20 protein-coding genes are annotated in these 19,406 nt (G+C 60.0%); 9 read left to right on the top strand and 11 right to left on the bottom strand.

Translation table 11 applies throughout. From position 1 onward, the window contains the following. Positions 1-2 precede the first annotated feature (2 nt). The 6 genes from GJA_RS09645 to GJA_RS09620 form a co-directional block, all read right to left on the bottom strand. On the bottom strand, positions 3-458 hold the full coding sequence (locus GJA_RS09645) for a MaoC family dehydratase (protein WP_038499282.1): 456 nt from the start codon (positions 456-458) through the stop codon (positions 3-5). Then, positions 451-930, bottom strand: a complete 480-nt coding sequence (locus GJA_RS09640; protein WP_038491476.1) for a MaoC family dehydratase — start codon at positions 928-930, stop codon at positions 451-453. Before GJA_RS09640 ends, GJA_RS09645 begins: the two co-directional genes overlap by 8 nt. 33 nt (positions 931-963) lie before the next feature. Next, a complete protein-coding gene (locus GJA_RS09635) occupies positions 964-2,103 on the bottom strand; it encodes an acyl-CoA dehydrogenase family protein (protein ID WP_038491472.1) in 1,140 nt (379 codons plus the stop codon). A gap of 9 nt (positions 2,104-2,112) precedes the next feature. Beyond that, positions 2,113-3,303 (bottom strand): acyl-CoA dehydrogenase family protein, encoded by a 1,191-nt coding sequence (locus GJA_RS09630; RefSeq protein WP_038491469.1) that lies wholly within the window; start codon positions 3,301-3,303, stop codon positions 2,113-2,115. Positions 3,304-3,760: 457 nt separating this feature from the next. After that, positions 3,761-4,975, bottom strand: coding sequence for an alanine transaminase (gene alaC, locus GJA_RS09625; RefSeq protein ID WP_038491467.1), 1,215 nt, complete (start codon positions 4,973-4,975; stop codon positions 3,761-3,763). Positions 4,976-5,187: 212 nt separating this feature from the next. After that, on the bottom strand, positions 5,188-7,464 hold the full coding sequence (locus tag GJA_RS09620; protein ID WP_038491464.1) for a carboxy terminal-processing peptidase: 2,277 nt from the start codon (positions 7,462-7,464) through the stop codon (positions 5,188-5,190). Between the two features lie 457 nt (positions 7,465-7,921). Here GJA_RS09620 and GJA_RS09615 point away from each other — a divergent pair, with 457 nt between their 5' ends. Further along, positions 7,922-9,892 carry a methyl-accepting chemotaxis protein gene (locus tag GJA_RS09615; RefSeq protein WP_038491461.1) on the top strand — a complete coding sequence of 657 codons (1,971 nt, stop codon included), beginning with the start codon at positions 7,922-7,924 and terminating at the stop codon, positions 9,890-9,892. Between the two features lie 130 nt (positions 9,893-10,022). Beyond that, positions 10,023-10,220 carry a hypothetical protein gene (locus GJA_RS28590; protein ID WP_339325657.1) on the top strand — a complete coding sequence of 66 codons (198 nt, stop codon included), beginning with the start codon at positions 10,023-10,025 and terminating at the stop codon, positions 10,218-10,220. A 13-nt stretch (positions 10,221-10,233) separates the two neighbouring features. On the opposite strand, the gene GJA_RS26110 is transcribed toward GJA_RS28590, so the two are convergent. After that, positions 10,234-10,821, bottom strand: coding sequence for a hypothetical protein (locus GJA_RS26110; RefSeq protein ID WP_242404499.1), 588 nt, complete (start codon positions 10,819-10,821; stop codon positions 10,234-10,236). A gap of 159 nt (positions 10,822-10,980) precedes the next feature. Here GJA_RS26110 and GJA_RS09600 point away from each other — a divergent pair, with 159 nt between their 5' ends. Both GJA_RS09600 and GJA_RS09595 read left to right on the top strand, forming a co-directional pair. Next, positions 10,981-11,262 carry a putative signal transducing protein gene (locus tag GJA_RS09600; protein WP_038491457.1) on the top strand — a complete coding sequence of 94 codons (282 nt, stop codon included), beginning with the start codon at positions 10,981-10,983 and terminating at the stop codon, positions 11,260-11,262. 244 nt (positions 11,263-11,506) lie between these two features. Beyond that, entirely contained in the window at positions 11,507-11,983 is a 477-nt protein-coding gene (locus GJA_RS09595) for a hypothetical protein (RefSeq protein WP_038491453.1), read from the top strand. Positions 11,984-12,215: 232 nt separating this feature from the next. Here the strand turns inward: GJA_RS09595 and GJA_RS09590 are convergent, their stop codons facing one another. Then, complete coding sequence (locus GJA_RS09590; protein WP_038491450.1) at positions 12,216-12,767, bottom strand: thymidine kinase; 552 nt, start codon at positions 12,765-12,767, stop codon at positions 12,216-12,218. 291 nt (positions 12,768-13,058) lie between these two features. Here GJA_RS09590 and GJA_RS09585 point away from each other — a divergent pair, with 291 nt between their 5' ends. Together GJA_RS09585 and GJA_RS09580 are read left to right on the top strand one after the other, a co-directional pair. After that, positions 13,059-14,438: a pyridoxal-phosphate dependent enzyme gene (locus tag GJA_RS09585; protein WP_038491448.1), complete on the top strand. Its 1,380-nt coding sequence runs from the start codon at positions 13,059-13,061 to the stop codon at positions 14,436-14,438. Continuing rightward, a complete protein-coding gene (locus GJA_RS09580; protein ID WP_038491443.1) occupies positions 14,435-15,616 on the top strand; it encodes a trans-sulfuration enzyme family protein in 1,182 nt (393 codons plus the stop codon). Before GJA_RS09585 ends, GJA_RS09580 begins: the two co-directional genes overlap by 4 nt. 78 nt (positions 15,617-15,694) lie before the next feature. Here the strand turns inward: GJA_RS09580 and GJA_RS09575 are convergent, their stop codons facing one another. Continuing rightward, positions 15,695-16,519, bottom strand: coding sequence for a hypothetical protein (locus tag GJA_RS09575; protein WP_038491440.1), 825 nt, complete (start codon positions 16,517-16,519; stop codon positions 15,695-15,697). Between the two features lie 114 nt (positions 16,520-16,633). Here GJA_RS09575 and GJA_RS09570 point away from each other — a divergent pair, with 114 nt between their 5' ends. Further along, positions 16,634-17,206 (top strand): DUF2939 domain-containing protein, encoded by a 573-nt coding sequence (locus GJA_RS09570; protein WP_038491438.1) that lies wholly within the window; start codon positions 16,634-16,636, stop codon positions 17,204-17,206. 4 nt (positions 17,207-17,210) lie between these two features. Here GJA_RS09570 and GJA_RS09565 read toward each other — a convergent pair whose 3' ends face one another. Continuing rightward, the gene (locus GJA_RS09565; protein ID WP_038491435.1) at positions 17,211-17,492 is read right to left on the bottom strand and encodes a hypothetical protein; all 282 of its coding nucleotides are present in this window, start codon (positions 17,490-17,492) and stop codon (positions 17,211-17,213) included. 84 nt (positions 17,493-17,576) lie between these two features. Here GJA_RS09565 and GJA_RS09560 point away from each other — a divergent pair, with 84 nt between their 5' ends. Further along, positions 17,577-18,509 (top strand): alpha/beta hydrolase, encoded by a 933-nt coding sequence (locus GJA_RS09560; protein ID WP_242404497.1) that lies wholly within the window; start codon positions 17,577-17,579, stop codon positions 18,507-18,509. Here GJA_RS09560 and GJA_RS09555 read toward each other — a convergent pair. Then, positions 18,475-18,879 (bottom strand): response regulator, encoded by a 405-nt coding sequence (locus GJA_RS09555; RefSeq protein WP_038491432.1) that lies wholly within the window; start codon positions 18,877-18,879, stop codon positions 18,475-18,477. The genes GJA_RS09560 and GJA_RS09555 overlap by 35 nt on opposite strands. A 27-nt stretch (positions 18,880-18,906) precedes the next feature. Between GJA_RS09555 and GJA_RS27240 the strand changes: the two genes are divergently transcribed. Then, entirely contained in the window at positions 18,907-19,335 is a 429-nt protein-coding gene (locus tag GJA_RS27240) for a hypothetical protein (RefSeq protein ID WP_144241470.1), read from the top strand. The last annotated feature ends 71 nt before the right edge of the window (positions 19,336-19,406 follow it).

Here is a 19,406-nt window from a genome sequence, read left to right as displayed (position 1 = left end):
GCTCAGGGATAGAAATGCATCAGGAATTGCGCGACGCAGACCGGCTTGTCGCCGCCATCGCGCTCGATGACCACTTTCCACCCCAGTTGCACGCCCTTGTCGATCACCTCGTAAGACAGGATGGCCAGGCTGGCGCGCAAGCGGCTGTCGACCGGCACCGGCGCCGGAAAGCGCACTTTGTTCAAGCCATAGTTCAAGGTCACCCTGGCGGCCGGCAGGCGCACCGCGTTTTCCAGCATCGCCGACACCAGCGACAGCGTCAAAAAACCATGCGCGATGGTGCTGCCGAACGGCGATTCGCGCTGACAACGTTCGGCATCGACATGGATCCACTGGCGGTCGCCGGAGGTCTCGGCAAAATCATCGATGTGTTTTTGCGTAATCGTGACCCAGTCGGAATACGCCACATGCTGGCCCACCAGGCTGTGCAAATCTTCCAGGCTGGACAAATCACGCATGCGGCGCTGCCCCATCGACATGGCGGCGGCCGAACATGCCCATCCCTTCGACGGTGGCGACCACTTCGCCATGCTGGTTGCTGGCGCGCCAGATCGACACCACCACGCCGCGGTCCGGCTTCGATGCCGACGGCCGCACATCCTTGGTGACGTAGACCACCTTCAAGGTATCGCCGGCGCGCACCGGCTTGATCCAGCGCACGCTGTCCAGGCCGGGCGAGCCCATGCTGGACGACTGGCTCAGCAGATTATCGACCACCAGCCGCATCATCATGCTGCAGGTATGCCAGCCGCTGGCGATCACGCCCTTGAAGATCGACTGCTCGGCGGCCTCGTGATCGACATGGAACGGTTGCGGATCGAATTGCGTCGCGAACGCGATGATCTCGTCTTCCGTCACATGGCGCTGGCCCAGTTCAATTTCTTGTCCAACAAAAAAATCCTCGAAATACCAGTCTCGCTTGCTTGTCATATGCTTGTCTCCTGTTGTATGCAGTGTGCTTGATTATGCAGTGTGCCTGAAACCCGGCTGGGCCATAAATCGCTGCAGGTGATGGTCGCTATCGCCCAGCGTCAGTTCTATCATCGTCAAGCGCTTGAAATAATGGGCGGCGGGCAGTTCATCGGTCACGCCCATGCCGCCATGCAATTGTACGGCTTGTTGGCCGACAAATTTCGCCGCCTGGCCGACCCGCATCTTGGCGGCCGACACAATGCGGCGCCGTTCCTCGGCATCGGCGCTATCGACCTTGCCGGCCGCCAGCATCGCCATCGAACGGGCTTGCTCCAGGTGAATGAACATATCGGCCATGCGGTGCTGCAAGGCCTGGAACTTGCCGATCGGCGCGCCGAACTGGCTGCGGGTTTTCACGTAATCGAGGGTGGCCGCGAACAGTGCATCCATCACGCCGATCGCTTCCGCGCACAGCAAGGCGACGCCGTAATCGGCGGCCGCTTCAAGAATGTCCCAAGCGGCGCCGGCCTGGCCCAGCAAGCTTTCCTTGCTTGCCCGCACCTGGCTGAAGGTCACGCTGGCGGCGCGCTGGCCATCGATGGTGCGGTAGTCGCGAATGCCGATGCCCGGCGTATCGACCGGCAACACGAACAGCGAAATGCCTTCCGTATCGTATTGGCCGCCGCTGCTGCGGGCCGACACGATCAGCGCTCCCGCCTGGGCGCCGTGGATCACCACCGTCTTGGCGCCGTCGAGGATAAAACCGTCGCCGCTGGCGATGGCGCTGGTCTGGATATCGGACAAATCGTGGCGCGCCTGCCGCTCGCCGAGCGCGCTGGCCAGTTTCAGTTGGCCGGCGGCGACCTGTTCCAGCAAGCGTTCATGGCCGCCGGCCAGGGTCAGGCATTGCGCGGCCATCATCGTGGCCAGATACGGCTCGACCACCAGGCCGCGTCCCAGCTCTTGCATCACGACCAGCATATCGGCCGCGCTGCCGCTGAAACCGCCCTGCTGTTCCGGCACCGGCAGCGCCGTCATGCCCAGCTCGGTCAAGGTAGCCCAGGCGCTGTCCGACACGCCGGCGGCCGAATGGATGATCTGCTGGCGGGTGCCGAAAGCATAATCCCTGGCAACCCAGCGGCGCAGCGCATCGGCGAATTGTTGCTGCTCTTCTTTTACATTAAAATCCATGTCGCCTCCTCACAGACCCAGGATCATCTGGGTAATGATGTTTTTCTGAATTTCGTTCGAGCCGCCGTAAATCGATGTCTTGCGGTAATTGAAGTAATGCGCGGCCAGCGGCGCGGCCAGGTCGTCGCCTGCGCTGCTGTGCTCGCTTGTGCCGCCCAGGTAAGCCGGGTCGAACGGCAACGCTTGCGGTCCCAGCGCTTCGATCATCAGCTCGGTCAGCGTTTGCTGGATTTCCGACCCGCGCACCTTCAGCATCGACGCCTGCGGCCCCGGTCCCTTGTCCTCTTCGCCAATCACCCGCAAGACCGTCATTTCGAGCGCCATCAATTCGATTTCCAGCGTCGCCACCCTGGCCGCGAACAGAGCATCGTCGAGCAGCGGGCGGCCGCGTTTTTGCCGCGTCATCGCCAGCTTCTTCAGGAAGCCCAGTTCGCGCTTGGAACGGCCGACCGCCGCGATGCCGGTGCGCTCGTGGCCCAGCAAATACTTGGCGTAAGTCCAGCCCTTGTTTTCCTGGCCCACCAGGTTGCTCACCGGCACCTTGACCTTATCGAAAAACACTTCGTTCACTTCATGGTCTTCATCGAGCATGATGATGGGCCGCACCGTGACGCCCGGCGTTTTCATATCGATCAGCAAGAAGGAAATGCCCTCTTGCTTGCGCACCGATGGATCGGTGCGCACCAGGCAAAAGATCATGTCGGCGTGCTGGCCCAGCGTGGTCCAGGTTTTCTGGCCGTTGACAAGGTAATGGTCGCCGCGACGTTCGGCGCTGGTTGTCAGCGCGGCCAGGTCGGAACCGGCGCCCGGCTCCGAATAGCCCTGGCACCACCAGTCGTCGCAGTGCAGGATGCGCGGCAAATAATAGGCTTTCTGGGCCTCGTTGCCGAACGCCATGATCACCGGCGCCACCATGTTGATACCGAATGGCAATATCTGCGGCGTGCCGGCGCGCGCGCATTCATCTTCCCAGATATGGCGCTGCACCGCATTCCAGCCGGCGCCGCCATATTCGACCGGCCAGGCCGGTGCGGCCCAACCCTGTTTGGCGACAATCTTATGCCAGCGCACATAGTCGTCCTTCGCCAAACGCAAATGACCACGCACCTTGTGCTGCAACTCGGCCGGCAAATTGCTATCGAGGAAGGCGCGCACCGTCACGCGGAAAGCCAGTTCCTCCTTGTTGTAGTTCAAGTCCATGCTGTCTCCTGGTTGTCGGTAGCGGCGCCCTCAAAAAAAGCACGACCGTTCTCAAGAATTGTACATCAGAAGTGCGCGCCCGCCGCGTCATTTGATCAGCAAAGCGGACATCAAAAAAGCAGGCGAAAAAAAAGCCCGCTACGGGAGCGGGCTGAATCTATTTCCTTGGAGGAGATAGAGGAGACAGATGCATCTTGACGCATCGCAGCATATTAATCAAATTGTTTGTTGTGATGATAGAAATCAGGATGACGAATATCTTCAGCGATCAGGCGCGCGCCGCACCCGGCAAGCTTGTTTCGCGGGCAAAAAAAAGCCCGCTACAGTAGCGGGCTGAATCTATTTCCTTGGAGGAGATAGAGGAGACAAGTCAATTATGCTGCGACGCCGCATATAAAACCACTTTAGAGTGGTGATGATAGAAATAAGGCGGCGATATATCTAGGGCGTCAGGCCATTATTCGGCACTTTTTGCGTTGGGGCCGGCACGCAACATTGCCTTGATGCCGCGTAATCCCTGGCGTATCCGCGCCTCATTTTCGATCAGCGCGAAGCGTACGTATTCATCGCCATACTCGCCGAAGCCGATACCGGGCGACACGCACACCTTCGCTTCGGCCAATAGCCGCTTGGAAAACTCCAGCGAGCCGAGGTGGCGGTACGCTTGCGGGATATGGGCCCAGATATACATCGACGCCTTCGGTTTGTCGACCGGCCAGCCGGCTTCCAGCAAGCCTTTGACCAGCACGTCGCGGCGGTTCTGGTATTGCGCGCAGATTTCCGTCACGCAGCCTTGATCGCCTTCCAGCGCGGCGATGGCCGCCACTTGCACCGGCGTGAAGCTGCCGTAATCGTGGTAACTCTTGATGCGCGCCAGCGCCGCCACCAGTTCGCGGTTGCCGACCATGAAGCCGATGCGCCAGCCCGCCATGTTGTAGCTTTTCGACAGCGTGAAAAATTCCACCGCCACGTCGCGCGCGCCCGGCACTTGCATGATCGACGGCGCTTTCCAGCCGTCGAAGGTGATGTCGGCATAGGCCAGGTCGTGCACCACCAAAATATCATGCTGTTTCGCCAGCGCCACCACCCGCTCGAAAAATTCCAGTTCGACGCATTGCGCGGTCGGGTTCGACGGAAAACCGAGCACCATCATTTTCGGCTTTGGATAACTTTCGCGGATGGCCCGTTCCAGCTCGGCAAAAAAGTCGACGCCGGGGCTCATGCGCACCGAGCGGATATCGGCGCCGGCGATCACCGCGCCCCAGATGTGGATCGGGTAGCTCGGATTCGGCACCAGCACCGTGTCGCCGCGGTCCAGCGTGGCCAGCATCAAATGCGCCAGCCCTTCCTTGGAACCGATGGTGACGATGGCTTCCGCATCCGGGTCGATGTCGACCTCGTAGCGCTTTTTGTACCAGTGCGAAATGGCGCGCCGCAAACGCGGTATGCCCTTGGACGCCGAATAACCGTGGGTGTCGGGACGGTGCACGGTGTCGACCAGTTTGTCGACGATGTGAGCGGGAGTGGCGCCATCGGGATTACCCATCGACATATCGATGATGTCTTCGCCACGGCGGCGCGCCGCCATCTTCAATTCGGCGGTGATGTTAAAAACGTAGGGAGGCAAACGGTTGATGCGCGAAAAGCTGCGCGGAGCTTGGGCTTCGGTCATGATGTGTCTTTACGTAAGCGCCCGGATCCGTCCGAGCGACGTTGATGCAATGAGTGCATCTGCAAAGATCATAAAGGATGGAAACGGACCCGACAAGCCCTTTTGGGGAATTTAATGCGACAAAAAAAATGGCCGCCGAATAATCGGCGGCCATTCTATGCACGGCTTGGAGCGCCTGACAAAACGTTCAGGGCAAGGTGCATTGCCGTAATTTACTTGGCGGCGGTTGCCGCTGCCGCCGGCGTGCCGACATCGCTCGCGTAAGGCAAGACGCGCGCGGCCAAGCGGGTGTCGCCCTTCAACAGGCCGACCTCGTCCGACAAGATGCGCACCGCTTCATTGAGCAGCACGTCCTTGGCGCTCTTGGCCGCTTTTTCGGCATCCAGTTCGGCCGTCAGCGAGCGCTCGTCGCCCTGCAAGCCATCGTCGGTGCGCAAGGCGCCCTTGACGGCGGCGATTTGCTTGGCAGCACTGCTGCTGGTTTTCGCACCGAGCGCCTTGTTCAGCGCATCCTTAGGATCAGGCAAGATCACCAGGTCGTCGCCCGGATTGGCGATCGCCGCCAGCAAGCGTTTTTCACGCAGCTTGGCGCGCGCTTCCTGGCTGTCGCGCTCCTTGCGGCGCACGGTTTCATTGAGCGAAATCAGGTTTTCCTTGCGCTGCTTGACGACCAGCGCTATGTCTTCCTGCAAGTACTGGAAATCCTTGTCTTTCGCCACGCGCGTATCGTGCTTGCGGTCCAGCAATGGCACGATCTCCTTCAAGTCGCCGGCCGGCACATAGTTCGCCGGTTTGATCGCCACCCAAGGCAAGGCGTTGTCGTAGCTCGATTCGCCGAAATTGTCGGTATCCGAGCTGCCAGGCAACTTGATGTCCGGCGTGACGCCACGCAACTGGGTGGTGCCGCCGTTGATGCGGAAGAATTGCGCGACCGTCATTTTCAACTCGCCGAAACGGGCCTTGTCGCCACCGCCAAAACGGTCCAGGTTGATGATGGTTTGCACGGTGCCCTTGCCGAAGCTGCCTTCGCCGATGATCAGGCCACGGCCGTAATCCTGGATCGCGGCGGCGAAAATCTCCGACGCCGACGCCGAACCGCGATTGATCAGCACGCCGACCGGTCCATCCCACGCCAGGCCGGCATTGGTGTCGCTCTCGATATCGACTTTACCTTCGGCATTGCGCTGCTGCACCACCGGACCTTTGTCGATGAACAGGCCGGTCAATTCGACCGCCTCGTTCAGCGAACCGCCGCCATTGTTGCGCAAGTCGATCAGCACGTTATCGACCTTATCCTTCTTCAACTCGCCCAGCAGGCGCGCCACGTCGCGGGTGGCGCTCTTGTAATCCTTGTCGCCACGGCGGCGGGCCTCGAAGTCCTGGTAAAAGGTCGGCAAGGCGATCACGCCGATGCGGCGCTTGACGGCGCCATCCTTGACTTCGATCACCGATTTCTTGGCGGCCTGCTCTTCCATCGTGATTTTCTTGCGCACCAGCGTCACGGTGATGTGCTTGCCATCCGGTCCCGCGTCGAGCGGCAGGATGTCGAGCCGCACCGTCGAATCCTTGGGTCCGCGTATCAATTGCACGACGTCGTCGATGCGCCAGCCGAGGATTTCAGTGAACGGGCCGCTCGCGCCCTGGCTGACGCCCATGATGCGGTCGCCAACCTTCAGCTTGCCCGACAACATGGCCGGGCTGCCGGGCGTCAAGTCGCGTATCACCGTGTCTTCATCGCGCGTCTGCAAGGTCGCGCCGATGCCCTCGACCGACAAACGCATGGCGATATCGAAGTTTTCCGACGCGCGCGGGCCCAGGTAATTGGTATGCGGTTCGATCGACATCGCATACGCGTTCATGAAGATCTGGAACACGTCCTCGCTGTTGAGCTTGCGCGAACGGCTGATGTAGTTTTCGTAGCGCTTGTCCAGCGTTTCGCGGATGCCCTTGTCATCCTTGCCGGCCAGTTTCAGGCGCAGCCAGTCATTCTTGATGCGTTTGCGCCACAATTCGCGGATTTCATCGTCCGATTTGGCCCAGTTCGCTTTTTCGCGGTCGTATTGGTAACTTTCATCGGTGGTGAAATCGAATTTGGTCTTCAGCAATTCACGCGCATAATTAATACGCTCTTCAAAACGCTGCTGGTACACATTGTAGATCGCGAATGGCGCGCCCATGTTTTCATTATTGATGGCGTCGTCCAGCTTGGTGCGCAAAGGAGCGAACTGATCCAGATCGGCTTGCACAAAAAACAGTTTCTCGGCATCCAGCGACTTGAAATAACGATCGAAAATCTTTTCCGACATCGCATCGTCAAGCGGCACGGCCTTGTAATGGTAACGCGACAGCACCCGCGACGCCCACAGGGCGGCCTGGGTTTGCTGCGCCAGCGGTTTCAACACGGGAGCAGCGCTTTTTTCCGTCTGGGCCGCGCCGGCTTGCACTGACAAAGCGAGCGCCAGGGCTACCAGCATCATTTTCTTCTTCATCGGCTTCTCCGAAAAAATATATATTCAATCGCGGGCCGTCTTGCATTGCCCGCCAGCAAAGGACTGTACAGAATTATTCTACAGGATACATGCAGTATCTCCCCTATGGAACCCTAGTTTCTGCGCAGAAGCTTAAGCGCTGATTAAAGGCGATGTTTTAATACTTACAAAATAAAACATCCTTGAAGGCGATAAAGAGTGCTATATTTTTGACAATACAGATAACATTTCGGGCAAGTCATTGTATTAATTGATGTTTCTTTGCACAAGCAAGATTTACCCTACGGAAACATGTTATCATCCTGCTCTTATCGCACGCATTTGCTGTCGCTCTGGCGTGCGCCTGATTCACTCGGCACAGCCCGCACCTGTCAAGATAGTCACCTGAAAACAAGCTGCTCGAGCTACTGCGCTCGAAGGCTGGCGGCGCCGTATTGACCTTTTTTCGTACAATCATATGCAAACTTCTTCCTTCCATCCGCGCCATTGGGGCGTCGGCGCCAAAATCACGGCATGTACTTTGATACTGGCCGGCATCACGCTAAGCGCCCTGATCCTGCTGATCAATGCCCGCACGTCCAGCATCCTGGAACAGCGCGCCGCCGACGCCGTGACGGCCGAACTGAACTCCGTGATGACGGCTACCGAAGTCTTCAACAACGCCATGGTCAACGAAGCGGCCAGTATGGCGCGCCTGTTCGCGTCGGAACTACCCGGCCCGTTCACGCTCGACGACGGCAATCCGGTGGACGTGGCCGGCACGCCGGCGCCGGCGCTGAAAAGCGATGGCAAGCTGCTCAATATGGATTTCAGCGTGGCCGACCGCTACACTGCGCAGACCAGCGCGGTCGCCACCATCTTCGCGGCCAGCGGCGACGAATTCATCCGCATCAGCACCTCATTGAAAAAGGAAAACGGCGAACGCGCGGTGGGCACCAAGCTCGACCATGGCCATCCGAGTTATGCGCAACTGCGCGCCGGCAAGTCTTATGTCGGCCTCGCCACGTTGTTCGGCAAGCAATACATCACCCAGTACGACCCGCTGCGCGACGCCGGCGGCAAGGTGATCGGCGTGCTGTTCATCGGCCTCGACGTCAGCACCAACCTGTCCATGCTGAAAGACAAGCTGCGCCAGGTCAAGCTGGGCCAGACCGGCTACCTGTTCATCATCAGCACGGCGCAAGGCAAGGATTACGGCAAGCTGGTCCTGCACCCGAACAGCGAAGGCAAGAGCGCGCTCGATTTCAAGGATGCCGATGGCCAGCCGTTCATCCAGCACATGCTGGACCAGAAAAACGGCACGCTGCGCTACACCTGGGCCGCGCCGGGCGAGAGCGCATCGCAGGCGCGCGAAAAACACCTGAGCTACCGCGAATTCAAGCCCTGGAACTGGATCGTCGCCGGCGGCGCCTTCACCGATGAAATCACCGCCGAAGCGCGCCAGTTGCGCAACCGTACCGCGTTGTTCAGCGCGGTCGCCCTGCTGATATTCGGCGGGCTGCTGTGGCTGCTGGTGCGGGCCAGCATCACGCGCCCGCTGCTGCGCGCCGAAGCGGCTGCCGCACAAATTTCCGGCGGCGACTTGACGGTGCAATTGCAAGCCAGCGGCCACGATGAAATCGCCCGCCTGCTGCACGCGATGAACCGCATCAGCGGCAACCTGTCCGGCGTGGTCGGCCAGGTGCGTGGCGGCGCCGAGCAAATCGCCACCGCATCGGGAGAGATTGCCAGCGGCAACCAGGATTTGTCGAGTCGCACCGAACAGCAAGCCAGTTCGCTGGAAGAAACCGCCGCATCGATGGAGCAACTGAGCGCCACCGTCGGCAACAACGTCGAGCATGCGCGCCAAGCGAGCCAGCTGGCGCGGCAAGCGTCGGATGTCGCCGCGCTGGGCGGCTCGGCGGTGGCGCAGGTGACGGCGACGATGGACGCCATCAAACAATCGTCGGGCAAGATCGCCGACATCATCGGCGTCATCGACGGCATCGCTTTCCAGACCAATATCTTGGCGCTGAACGCGGCGGTGGAAGCGGCGCGCGCCGGCGAACAGGGGCGCGGCTTCGCGGTGGTGGCGACCGAAGTGCGCAACCTGGCCCAGCGTTCCGGCGCGGCGGCCAGGGAAATCAAGGACTTGATACTGGATTCGGCCGGCAAGGTCGAGGCCGGCGACAAACAGGTGGCCCATGCCGGCGCGACGATGGAGCAAGTGGTGGCCAGCGTACGGCGCGTTACCGACATCATGGTCGATATCACGCAAGCGAGCGAAGAGCAGCGCAGCGGCATCGAACAAGTCAACCAGGCCATCGCGCAAATGGACCAGGTGACGCAGCAAAACGCCGCGCTGGTCGAGCAAGCGGCGGCCGCCGCCGAAGCGTTGCAAGACCAGGCCGACGATCTGCGGCAAGTGGTGCAGATATTCAAGCTGTAGTTCAAGCTGTAGTTCAAGCTGTAACGCAGCTTGAATCAGCTTGCAATGGCCAGCCGGTATTCGACAAAATCGATGAAGGCGCGCGCCTTGGCGCTGGCCGAACATCCATTCCGAGGCAATGGTCAAGCCCATGTCGGCCAGCACGGCCGCGCGCACGCCTTCGGCCGCATTGACGCTGACCTTGCCGGCCACCCGCACCGACACTTCCACGCCATCTCGGGTAAAAGCCCGGGCGGTGCCGCCGCCGCATGGCACGATTGTGTACGCGGAAGTCAATCCCGACTATACCCGCCGGCCGGAACCGCAAGACATGCTGGCCGTCTTGTAAAGTCCAGCCAATATCAAGCCAATAACAGGCTGCGCACGGCCGGCAGCAGATGCGCCAACTCCAGCCACTCGGGCCGGAACTGGCGCAGCAGCATGCAGATGGCCGCGACGATCAGCAAATACGGCCACGAGCGCAGCGCGATCTTCCAGTCGATCGCCGATGGCCAGCACGCGAGAAATTGCGGCGCCACCAGGAACGCCAGCACGATATCGGTCAACTGGAAAGTCCAGCCCGGATACGTGCGCCACGCCGCCACCGCGAACGGCAGCGCCAGGATCAGGAATGGCGCCAGCGCGGCCGGCGCCGCGTTATACCAGCGCACCCGGCGCAACATCACCGACCCCAGCTCCCAGCCATCGCCGACCCGGCGCGGCACGATGGTGAATGAACGCGGCTGCGCGGCCGTCAAAAAGCCGACGCAAAAATGCGCCAGCTCATGGCAAATCGTGCCGGCCAGCGAAAACAGGAAAAAGAACGGATGGCGCGCCGACAGGAAACGGATCAGCAGCGCCAGCAACAACGACGGCGCCAGGTACAGCAAGATGTCGCCGTAGCGGCATAGCAAAAGCGGCGATAGCGCGTAACAGTGGCTGGTGATCATGCTCGGCGTGGCGCCCTATGCAGTCTGCGATATCGACACTATACAAGGGCCGGGCCGACTTGGCATAAGCGCGGCGGCAACAATGCGCACCCACAGTGCTAAGATAGGCCCGAGCCGCAACATCCCTGCCGCAAAACCCTGCCCGATACTGGAGAACGCATGCACGATGACTACTGCCTGGTTGCAAGAATGATGGTGCCGACCGACGCCCACGTGATCCGCGGCTGCCTCGAAGCAGCCGGCATTCCGGTGATCCTGACCGACGACCAGCACATGCAGGCGAACCTGCTGCTGGCGCCCGCCATCGGCGGCGCCAGGGTATTGGTGCAGGAAAAAAACATGGCACTGGCGCGTGAAATCCTGGCCGCCTTCGAACGGGGCGAGCTGGCGATTTCGGAGGATGCGGATGTGGGCGTGGAAGAGGATGATGGCAAGCGATGATCTAAGCATGGCACGGCCTTCACTACGGGCCATATCAATAAAAATCTGCGGCGCCGATGGAATCTGCTGATTTCTATCCATTTCTTATTATCGTTGATATTGCCATTCCCCCCTCCCATTGCAATACCGGCCCGAAGCGGCAGTAGTTGCATGGACGCAGCAACCTACGACTCGTAATTGTTGCTAGGAATTTCATTCCAATTAACTTATTCTAGGGCCTAACATATCATCAAGTCGCTCATCCATGACTCCAATTAACCGCTCGGATGTCCCCGAACCGGACATTCTTCGGCATGAAGCACCCAAGCTGCTGGACAAACTACGCATCCACTTCACAAGCTCTCATCAGCGCTCTTCTCAAAGCAAGCCGCCTTTCGATTACGGTCGACTTGGCGAAATCGTGCCGTTCAATCAAAGTCCATATGGCAAGGCGACAATTCAAACATGCGGTCTGGACCGGCCCAGCTTGAGGCAGGCACGCTTCAAGCTGGCCAATACCACCCACGAAAGAATTGATGAACTCTCTAATGACATCACAGAACGCGAGTTACTGTGGGTATTAGACGCTATCTTTCGTGACGGCGCGGACAACCAGTGGTATTGCGGCATGGTACGCACCATCTATGAGCAGCGCACCGGACAAACTTGGGAGGAATTGGAGGCGTTGATCAAGCTCCTGCGCCTAAAGCCGGATTTATCAGCAAGGCTATGCGAATGCTAAATGCGCACAATCGAAAAATTATCGAAAGAGCATTTTTATGGAAACAGATTCTTGGAAACGGCAACCTGCTGTCTACGGTCATGCACCAGTCATTCCATCAAATCTTCAAGAGTGAGATTACCTCGTCACCAATATCCAGGTCGCGGTCAACTCCCTTCTCGCCAAGCTGGTCAAGGAATTCGACGACGAGTTGCCCCGGAAAACTGGCGTAACAGCAGCACACGGCACTTGCTCAACCCGTGTAAAAACACCGCCCGCAAGCCTGCCGGTAGCGCTCGTTGCCGCCAATGCTGATCTGCTCGCCTTCCTTGATGCGCTTGCCGTTGTCGTCGACGCGGATATTCATGGTCGCCTTCTTGCCGCAGGTGCAGATGTTTTTCAACTCTTCGATATCGTCGGCCAGCGCCAGCAGATAGGCCGAGCCGGGGAATGGCTCGCCCTTGAAGTCGGTGCGCAAGCCGTAGCAGATCACCGGCACGCCCTTGACTTGCGCCAGCTGGTGCAATTGCTGGACCTGCTGGGTAGTGAGGAATTGCGCCTCGTCGATCAGCAGGCACGCCACTTTCGGGATGGCATGCAGAAAGTCGGTGTCGGCGTCGAAGATCTCGACCACCCGCTGCGGGCCGAGGCGCGAAGTGACGCGGCCGACGCCGTAGCGGCTGTCGATCGCGGCGGTGTACAGGCGTACCGCTTGGCCTTGCTCTTCATAATTATGTGCGACCTGCAATAACGCGGTCGATTTGCCGGCGTTCATTGCGGAATATCTGAAATAAAGTTTTGCCACTGCTACCCTGCCCGATTGACCTGCCCGTTTGGCAGAACGCGATTATAAATCGCCGGCTCCCCTTGTTGCATCAAATTTGATAGAACGGCAAGTGCGACACGCGATCGAAAAGCGGTGCATACTACTTGTAACGGCGGCAAGTTTATCGGCCGCCGTTAAGATGGAATTCGCATATATAAGTACGGAAACATTCCTTCCCAATGTGTACCGGCGCGCCTAACATCCGCCCTTTTTCACGGAAAGCAACCCTGGACACAATCCGGAAGCGCTGTTCCGCTGACAGGAGTTTTTATGCATAACCCTCACAAACAAGCCGCGCTATTCGGCCTGATCGGTAACACGCCGCTGGTCGAAGTCACCCGGCTGGACACCGGCCTTTGCCAATTATTCCTGAAACTGGAATCGCAAAACCCCGGCGGCTCCATCAAGGACCGCATCGGCCTGGCTATCATCGAAGCGGCCGAAGCGGATGGCCGCCTGAAGCCGGGCGGCACCATCATCGAAGCCACCGCGGGCAATACCGGCCTCGGCCTGGCCCTGGTCGGCCGCATCAAGGGCTACCGCGTGGTGCTGGTAGTGCCCGACAAGATGTCGACCGAAAAAGTCTTGCACCTGAAAGCACTCGGCGCCGAAGTGCGCACCACCCGTTCCGACGTCGCCAAGGGCCATCCCGAGTATTACCAGGATTACGCGGCGCGGCTGGCGCGCGAATTGCCCGGCGCTTTTTACGCCGACCAGTTCAACAATCCGGCCAATCCGCTGGCGCACGAAACCACCACCGGCCCGGAAATCTGGGAGCAAAGCGGCCACGAAGTCGACGCCATCGTGGTCGGCGTCGGTTCGGGCGGCACGCTGACCGGCCTGACCAATTTCTTCCGGCGCGCCCAGCCGAAGCTGGAATTCGTGCTGGCCGACCCGCAAGGCTCGATCCTGGCCAGGTACATCGATACCGGCAAGCTGTCGGCCACCACCGGTTCGTGGGCGGTCGAAGGCATCGGCGAGGATTTCATTCCGTCGGTCGCCGACCTCGACGGCGTGCGCAGGGCTTATACCATCAGCGACCAGGAAAGCTTCGACAGCGCGCGCGAACTGCTGCGTGCCGAAGGCATCCTGGGCGGCTCGTCGACCGGCACGCTGCTGGCGGCGGCGTTGAAGTACTGCCGCGAACAAACCACGCCGAAACGGGTAGTGACCTTTGTCTGCGATACCGGCACGCGCTATCTGTCGAAGGTCTACAACGATGGCTGGATGCTCGACCAGGGCTTGATCAAGCGCCCGCCGCTGGGCGACTTGCGCGACTTGATCGGCCGCCGCTTCGATGAAGGCGACGTGGTCAGCGTAGCGCCGTCCGACACGCTGCTGACCGCGTTCAACCGCATGCGCAGCACCGACCTGGCGCAATTGCCGGTGCTCGACGGCGCGCGGCTGGCCGGCATCATCGACGAGTCGGATTTATTACTGCACGTGGCAGGCGACGCGGCCTTGTTTTCCAGCCAGGTCGGCACCACCATGACTACGCAACTGGAAACATTGCATCCATCCGCCGGTCTGGCCCAATTACGCAGTACACTGGACCGCGGCCTGACCGCCGTGGTCGCCGATGAAGAAAAATTCTACGGTTTGATTACGCGTTTCGACCTTCTTAACCATTTACGCAGGACATTATCTTGAGCGAACAAACCAACCGCAAGAGCCACCTCGCCACCCGCGTGATCCACGCCGGCCAAAGTCCCGATCCGTCGACCGGCGCGATCATGCCGCCGATCTACGCGACGTCCACCTTTGTCCAGGAAAGCCCTGGCGTGCACAAGGGTCTCGATTACGGCCGTTCGCATAATCCGACCCGCTGGGCGCTGGAACGCTGCGTGGCCGACCTGGAAGGCGGCAGCCAGGCGTTCGCCTTCGCCTCCGGACTGGCCGCGATCTCGACGGTGCTGGAATTGCTGGAACCGGGCGCGCACATCCTGGCCGGCGACGATATGTACGGCGGCACCTACCGCCTGTTCGAGCGCGTGCGCCGCCGCAGCGCCGGCCTCGATTTTACCTATGTCGACCTGACCAATCCGGAAAACCTGCTGGCCGCGATCCGCCCTGAAACACGGATGATCTGGGTCGAAACGCCGACCAACCCGATGCTGAAACTGGCCGACTTGCAGGCGATCGCCAGGATTTGCCGCGAGCGCGGCATCATCGCGGTGGCCGACAACACCTTCGCCAGCCCGCTGGTGCAGCGTCCGCTGGAACACGGTTTCGACATCGTGGTGCACTCGACCACCAAGTACCTGAACGGCCACTCCGACATCATCGGCGGCATCGCCATCGTCGGCGCCGAGGAGCGCCAGGAAAAATGGCGCGAACAACTGGGCTTCCTGCAAAATTCGGTCGGCGCCATCGCCGGTCCGTTCGACAGCTTCCTTGCGCTGCGCGGCGTGAAAACGCTGGCGATCCGCATGGAACGCCATTGCAAGAGCGCGCTGGCGCTGGCCTTGTGGCTGGAAACCCAGCCGGAAGTCAAGAAAGTGTATTACCCGGGCCTGGCGTCGCATCCGCAGCATGACTTGGCGAAACGGCAGATGGACGGTTTCGGCGGCATCATTTCGATCGACTTGCATACCGACCTGGCCGGGGCGCGGCGCTTCCTGGAGCGTTGCGAAGTGTTCGCGCTGGCGGAAAGCCTGGGCGGCGTCGAAAGCCTGATCGAACATCCGGCGCTGATGACCCACGCCACCATCCCGCCGGAACAGCGGGCCAGGCTGGGCATCGGCGACGGCCTGGTGCGGCTGTCGGTCGGCATCGAAGACCTGGAAGACTTGCGCCACGACTTGCGCCAGGCGCTGGACGCGATTTAAGATTATATCGCTTACGTTGGCTTATGCGCCAAGCGCTAAGCCAACCTACGGCCTGGTCTGGCTAACGGACCAGGCCGCTCACGATGCATCGATCAGCGCGGCGATGCGCTGGTTCAATTCCTCATTTTCCGCCTTCAACGCGCTATTGCGCTGCTTCAATTCTGCAATTTCAGCCCGCAGGCGCTCCACTTCGGTCGGCGCGGCAGCCGTGGCGGTGGCGGTGACCGTTTGTTGCGCGCCCTCTGGCACTTCCTTCGGCGCTTTCGGCGGACGGCTGGCGGCGCGCAATTCGCGAATTTCCTTGGCTGCCTGCTGCAACAGCTTCTTGCCGCCGGCTACCGCCGCGACTTGCTCGGCTTGCGGCAGCGAGGCGACGGTGGCCGCCGCATTGATCGAAATGGTGCCGGAGCGCACCGCGTCAACCAGTTCCGGCGTCGCCGCTTTCTGGATTTTCTCGATCTGGCTGATCTGGTTGCTGCTCAGGCGCGCCACCTTGGCGACGTCTTCACGGGTGGCGAATGGCTGCACTTCCGGCTCCGCGGCGGCCGCCTGATCCGCGACGCCGGCAGTCGCCGCACTGCGCGCGGCGACGATTTCCTTTTTGCGCAAGGCCAGCACGCCGCGCTGGAAGTCTGATACGCTGCGCCGCGCCAGGTGATTGTCGATCATCCACAGCATGACGTCGTCGATCGACGTGAAACTGGTATTTTGTATGGTCTTGAACGGGATGTCGTGCTTGCGGCAAATCGCGTAGCGGTTATGGCCGTCGATCAGCACGTCGTTCCACAGTACCAGCGCGTCGCGGCAACCTTCGGCCAGCAGGCTGCGTTCCAGCGCCGAGTATTCGCTGACGGTCAGCGGGTCGATGTACGACTGCAGTACCTGATTGATAGTGATATTCATGGATGTCCTTAGTGATACGGCGCGGTGACAGGCGCCGGCACGCATGCTACACCATCTGCCGCGCCAAGCCGGGTAAAATTACTATCAAGAAAACAAAAAAGGAACACCAGCCACATGAAAAGAAGCTACGCCGCCGCCGGCATTATTGCAGTCGCACTGGCCGGTTTTACCTACGTCAGCCCGTATGTCACGATGTACCGCATCAGCAGCGCGGCCAAGGCGCACGACGCCGCCGCGCTGTCGCAGCACGTCGATTTTCCCGTGCTGCGCAAGAATTTGAAGGCGCAATTGATCGAAGTGATGGGCACGGAAATGCGGGCATCCGGACTGGACAACAATCCCTTCGCCCACCTGAGCCAGGAACTGGCCGCCAAATTGCTGAACCCGATGATCGATGCGATGGTGTCGCCGGCCGGCATCGCCGCGCTGATCAAGAACATCCCGCATAACGAGCCGGTCAACAGCGCCGAACACCGTGTGGGCCAGGACGTCAAGACTGCAGCGCCGGCGCCGCGTCACACTCAAAAAAGCCAGTTTTCGCTGTCTTACCGTTCATTGAACGAAGTCGTGGTGCGCCGCGTCGGTTCGCAAGAGCACGCCGGCGAATTCACCTTGCAACGTAGCGGCCTGTGGAGCTGGAAGTTGACCTCGATCGCGCTGCCGCCCGACCTGCTGTCGTATCCATGAGTGTTTAATAGTGTTCACAGCAGTAAACCAGCGGCGGCGGATTGATATAAGTACGCGGCACGGCCAGCGAGTCGGCCAATAGCGGGCGGCGACGTTTGCTCGACAGCACGCGCAAGGCCACCTGGAGATCGACTTTATTTGTGTATAGCAACAAAGCCGCCAGATACGTGCCGTGAGCCGCCTGCACCTCCAGGCAGCGGTCGATGATGCAGGCGCTGGCGAAATCCTGGCGCCATTGCGGTCGCCGGTGTCCAGTTGCTGCGATTGCCGCACTGCTCGCTTTCATGGCGTCCCTCGTTGATCAACTTGAAAACAGTATCATCGGGTAATATCCGATGGTTGATAAAAATCAAATATTCAAGAGGGCGATTTGCTGAACAAATTCCTGACCATGCTGTTGCTGGCGACAAGCGGCGCCGCCAGCGCCGCAACACCGCAACCCTATACGCTCGACCAGACCGAAGTGCGCGCCATCCACGCCCAGGCGCTGCAGCGCGACTATGAATTGTTTGTCAGCTTGCCAGCCGGCTACGCGACGTCGGCACGCAGTTATCCGGTGCTGTTCGTGACCGACGCCAACTATGCCTTTCCATTAATCCGCAGCATCGCGCGACGGGCCGGCAATGGCGGCAAGGATATCGACGACTTCATCCTGGTCGGTCTGTCCTATGCCAAGGGCGACACGCCCGAATACAGCCGGCGCCGCGACTACACGCCGAGCGGCTTTGGCCAGGCCATGACGTCAGACATGCCGGGCCGGGAAGCCAGGTTTGGCGAAGCCGAAGGCTACCGCCGCTTCATTGCCGCTGAAGTATTTCCCTTCATCGCCAAGACTTACCGCGCCGACATGCGCCGCAAGATCTACGCCGGTCATTCCTACGGCAGTCTGCTCGGCCTGCACATGCTGCTGACCGAACCGTCGATGTTCCAGCATTACATACTCGGCAGCCCTTCGCTGTGGTTCAACAATCACGTCATGTTCGCGCGCGAACGGGACTATGCGGCCAGCCACAAGGACTTGCCGGCCAAAGTGTATTTGGCGATCGGCAGTGACGAGACCATCAAGCCGGCATCGACAGATCCGCGCCATGCCAATGAACACGACATGCTGCGCGACCTGCGAAAATTCACGCGCACGCTGGAGTCGCGCCGCTATCCCGGCTTGCAAGTGCAAAGCAAGGTGATCGCCGACGAAGACCATTTGACGGTCGCCCCGGCGATCCTCACGCGCGGCTTGATGTGGGCGCTCAAGCCGGCGCCGGCACCTCTCAAAACAGGGCGTCCGCCTGCTCCAGCACATTGAACATGTTGAGCGCGCCGAGGATGGTGTCGAAGCTGGCCGGCTTGATCAGGTGTAAATGAAAGCCCGCAGCGGCGACGCGGCGGCGCGCCTCGTCATCGCTCCAGGCCGTCAACGCGACCACCCGGGTCTTGTCAAAACGCGGCGTGGCGCGCATGCTGGCCGCGACTTGATAGCCATTGATGCCCGGCATGCCGATATCGAGGAATACGACATCGGGGACAAAACTGGCGGCCACCCGCAACGCGTCTTCGCCATCATAGGCGGACTTGGCGTCATGGCCGTACATGACGAGGAATTCGACAATGATATCGGCCGCATCGCGATTATCGTCGACGATCAGGATGCGCTGGGGATCGAGTCTCTGAGCCATGATTTCTCCGAAACGTAATCTGCCTGGATGATTCCAGACAGCGGTTTCGGCAGGCTCCAGGCCGAAGTGAAAAATGGTCGCGGGGCTAGGCGCATCATTTTATTTATTCAAGGAAATTATACATTCATTTTAGAAAAATTGTTTTCTTCATCACTCAAACACCGCTGCCGACCAGTTCAAGCGTGCGCCCCGGAGCCGTGCTACATTTACCAGCAACTCCTTTTCACTCATCGTCAGGTGATCGTCATGGACATCATGGAACTGCTGTTTGCTTCGCAAGTGCGCGATTGCGCCGAATCCATCCGGGATCATCACATGCCCTTTGCCATCGCACACGGGGAAGACGACGCGTATTACGAGTGGATCGATGCGCATCCGATTTCCGGCTATATCCAGGAAGCGTATCGCGAGATCGAGGAAACCGCGCACCAGATCCGCGCCATTCGTGCCGGATAAACAACAGCTGCATCGCAAAAAATCAGGCTCAGCTTCAAGATGCCGAGCCGGTTTCATCACGCCTGCAGAGG

The organism is Janthinobacterium agaricidamnosum NBRC 102515 = DSM 9628, assembly GCF_000723165.1.
Classification (GTDB): domain Bacteria; phylum Pseudomonadota; class Gammaproteobacteria; order Burkholderiales; family Burkholderiaceae_D; genus Janthinobacterium; species Janthinobacterium agaricidamnosum.
Note: the sequence above shows the minus strand (reverse complement) of the source record. Positions and strands in the feature narration are given on the sequence as shown.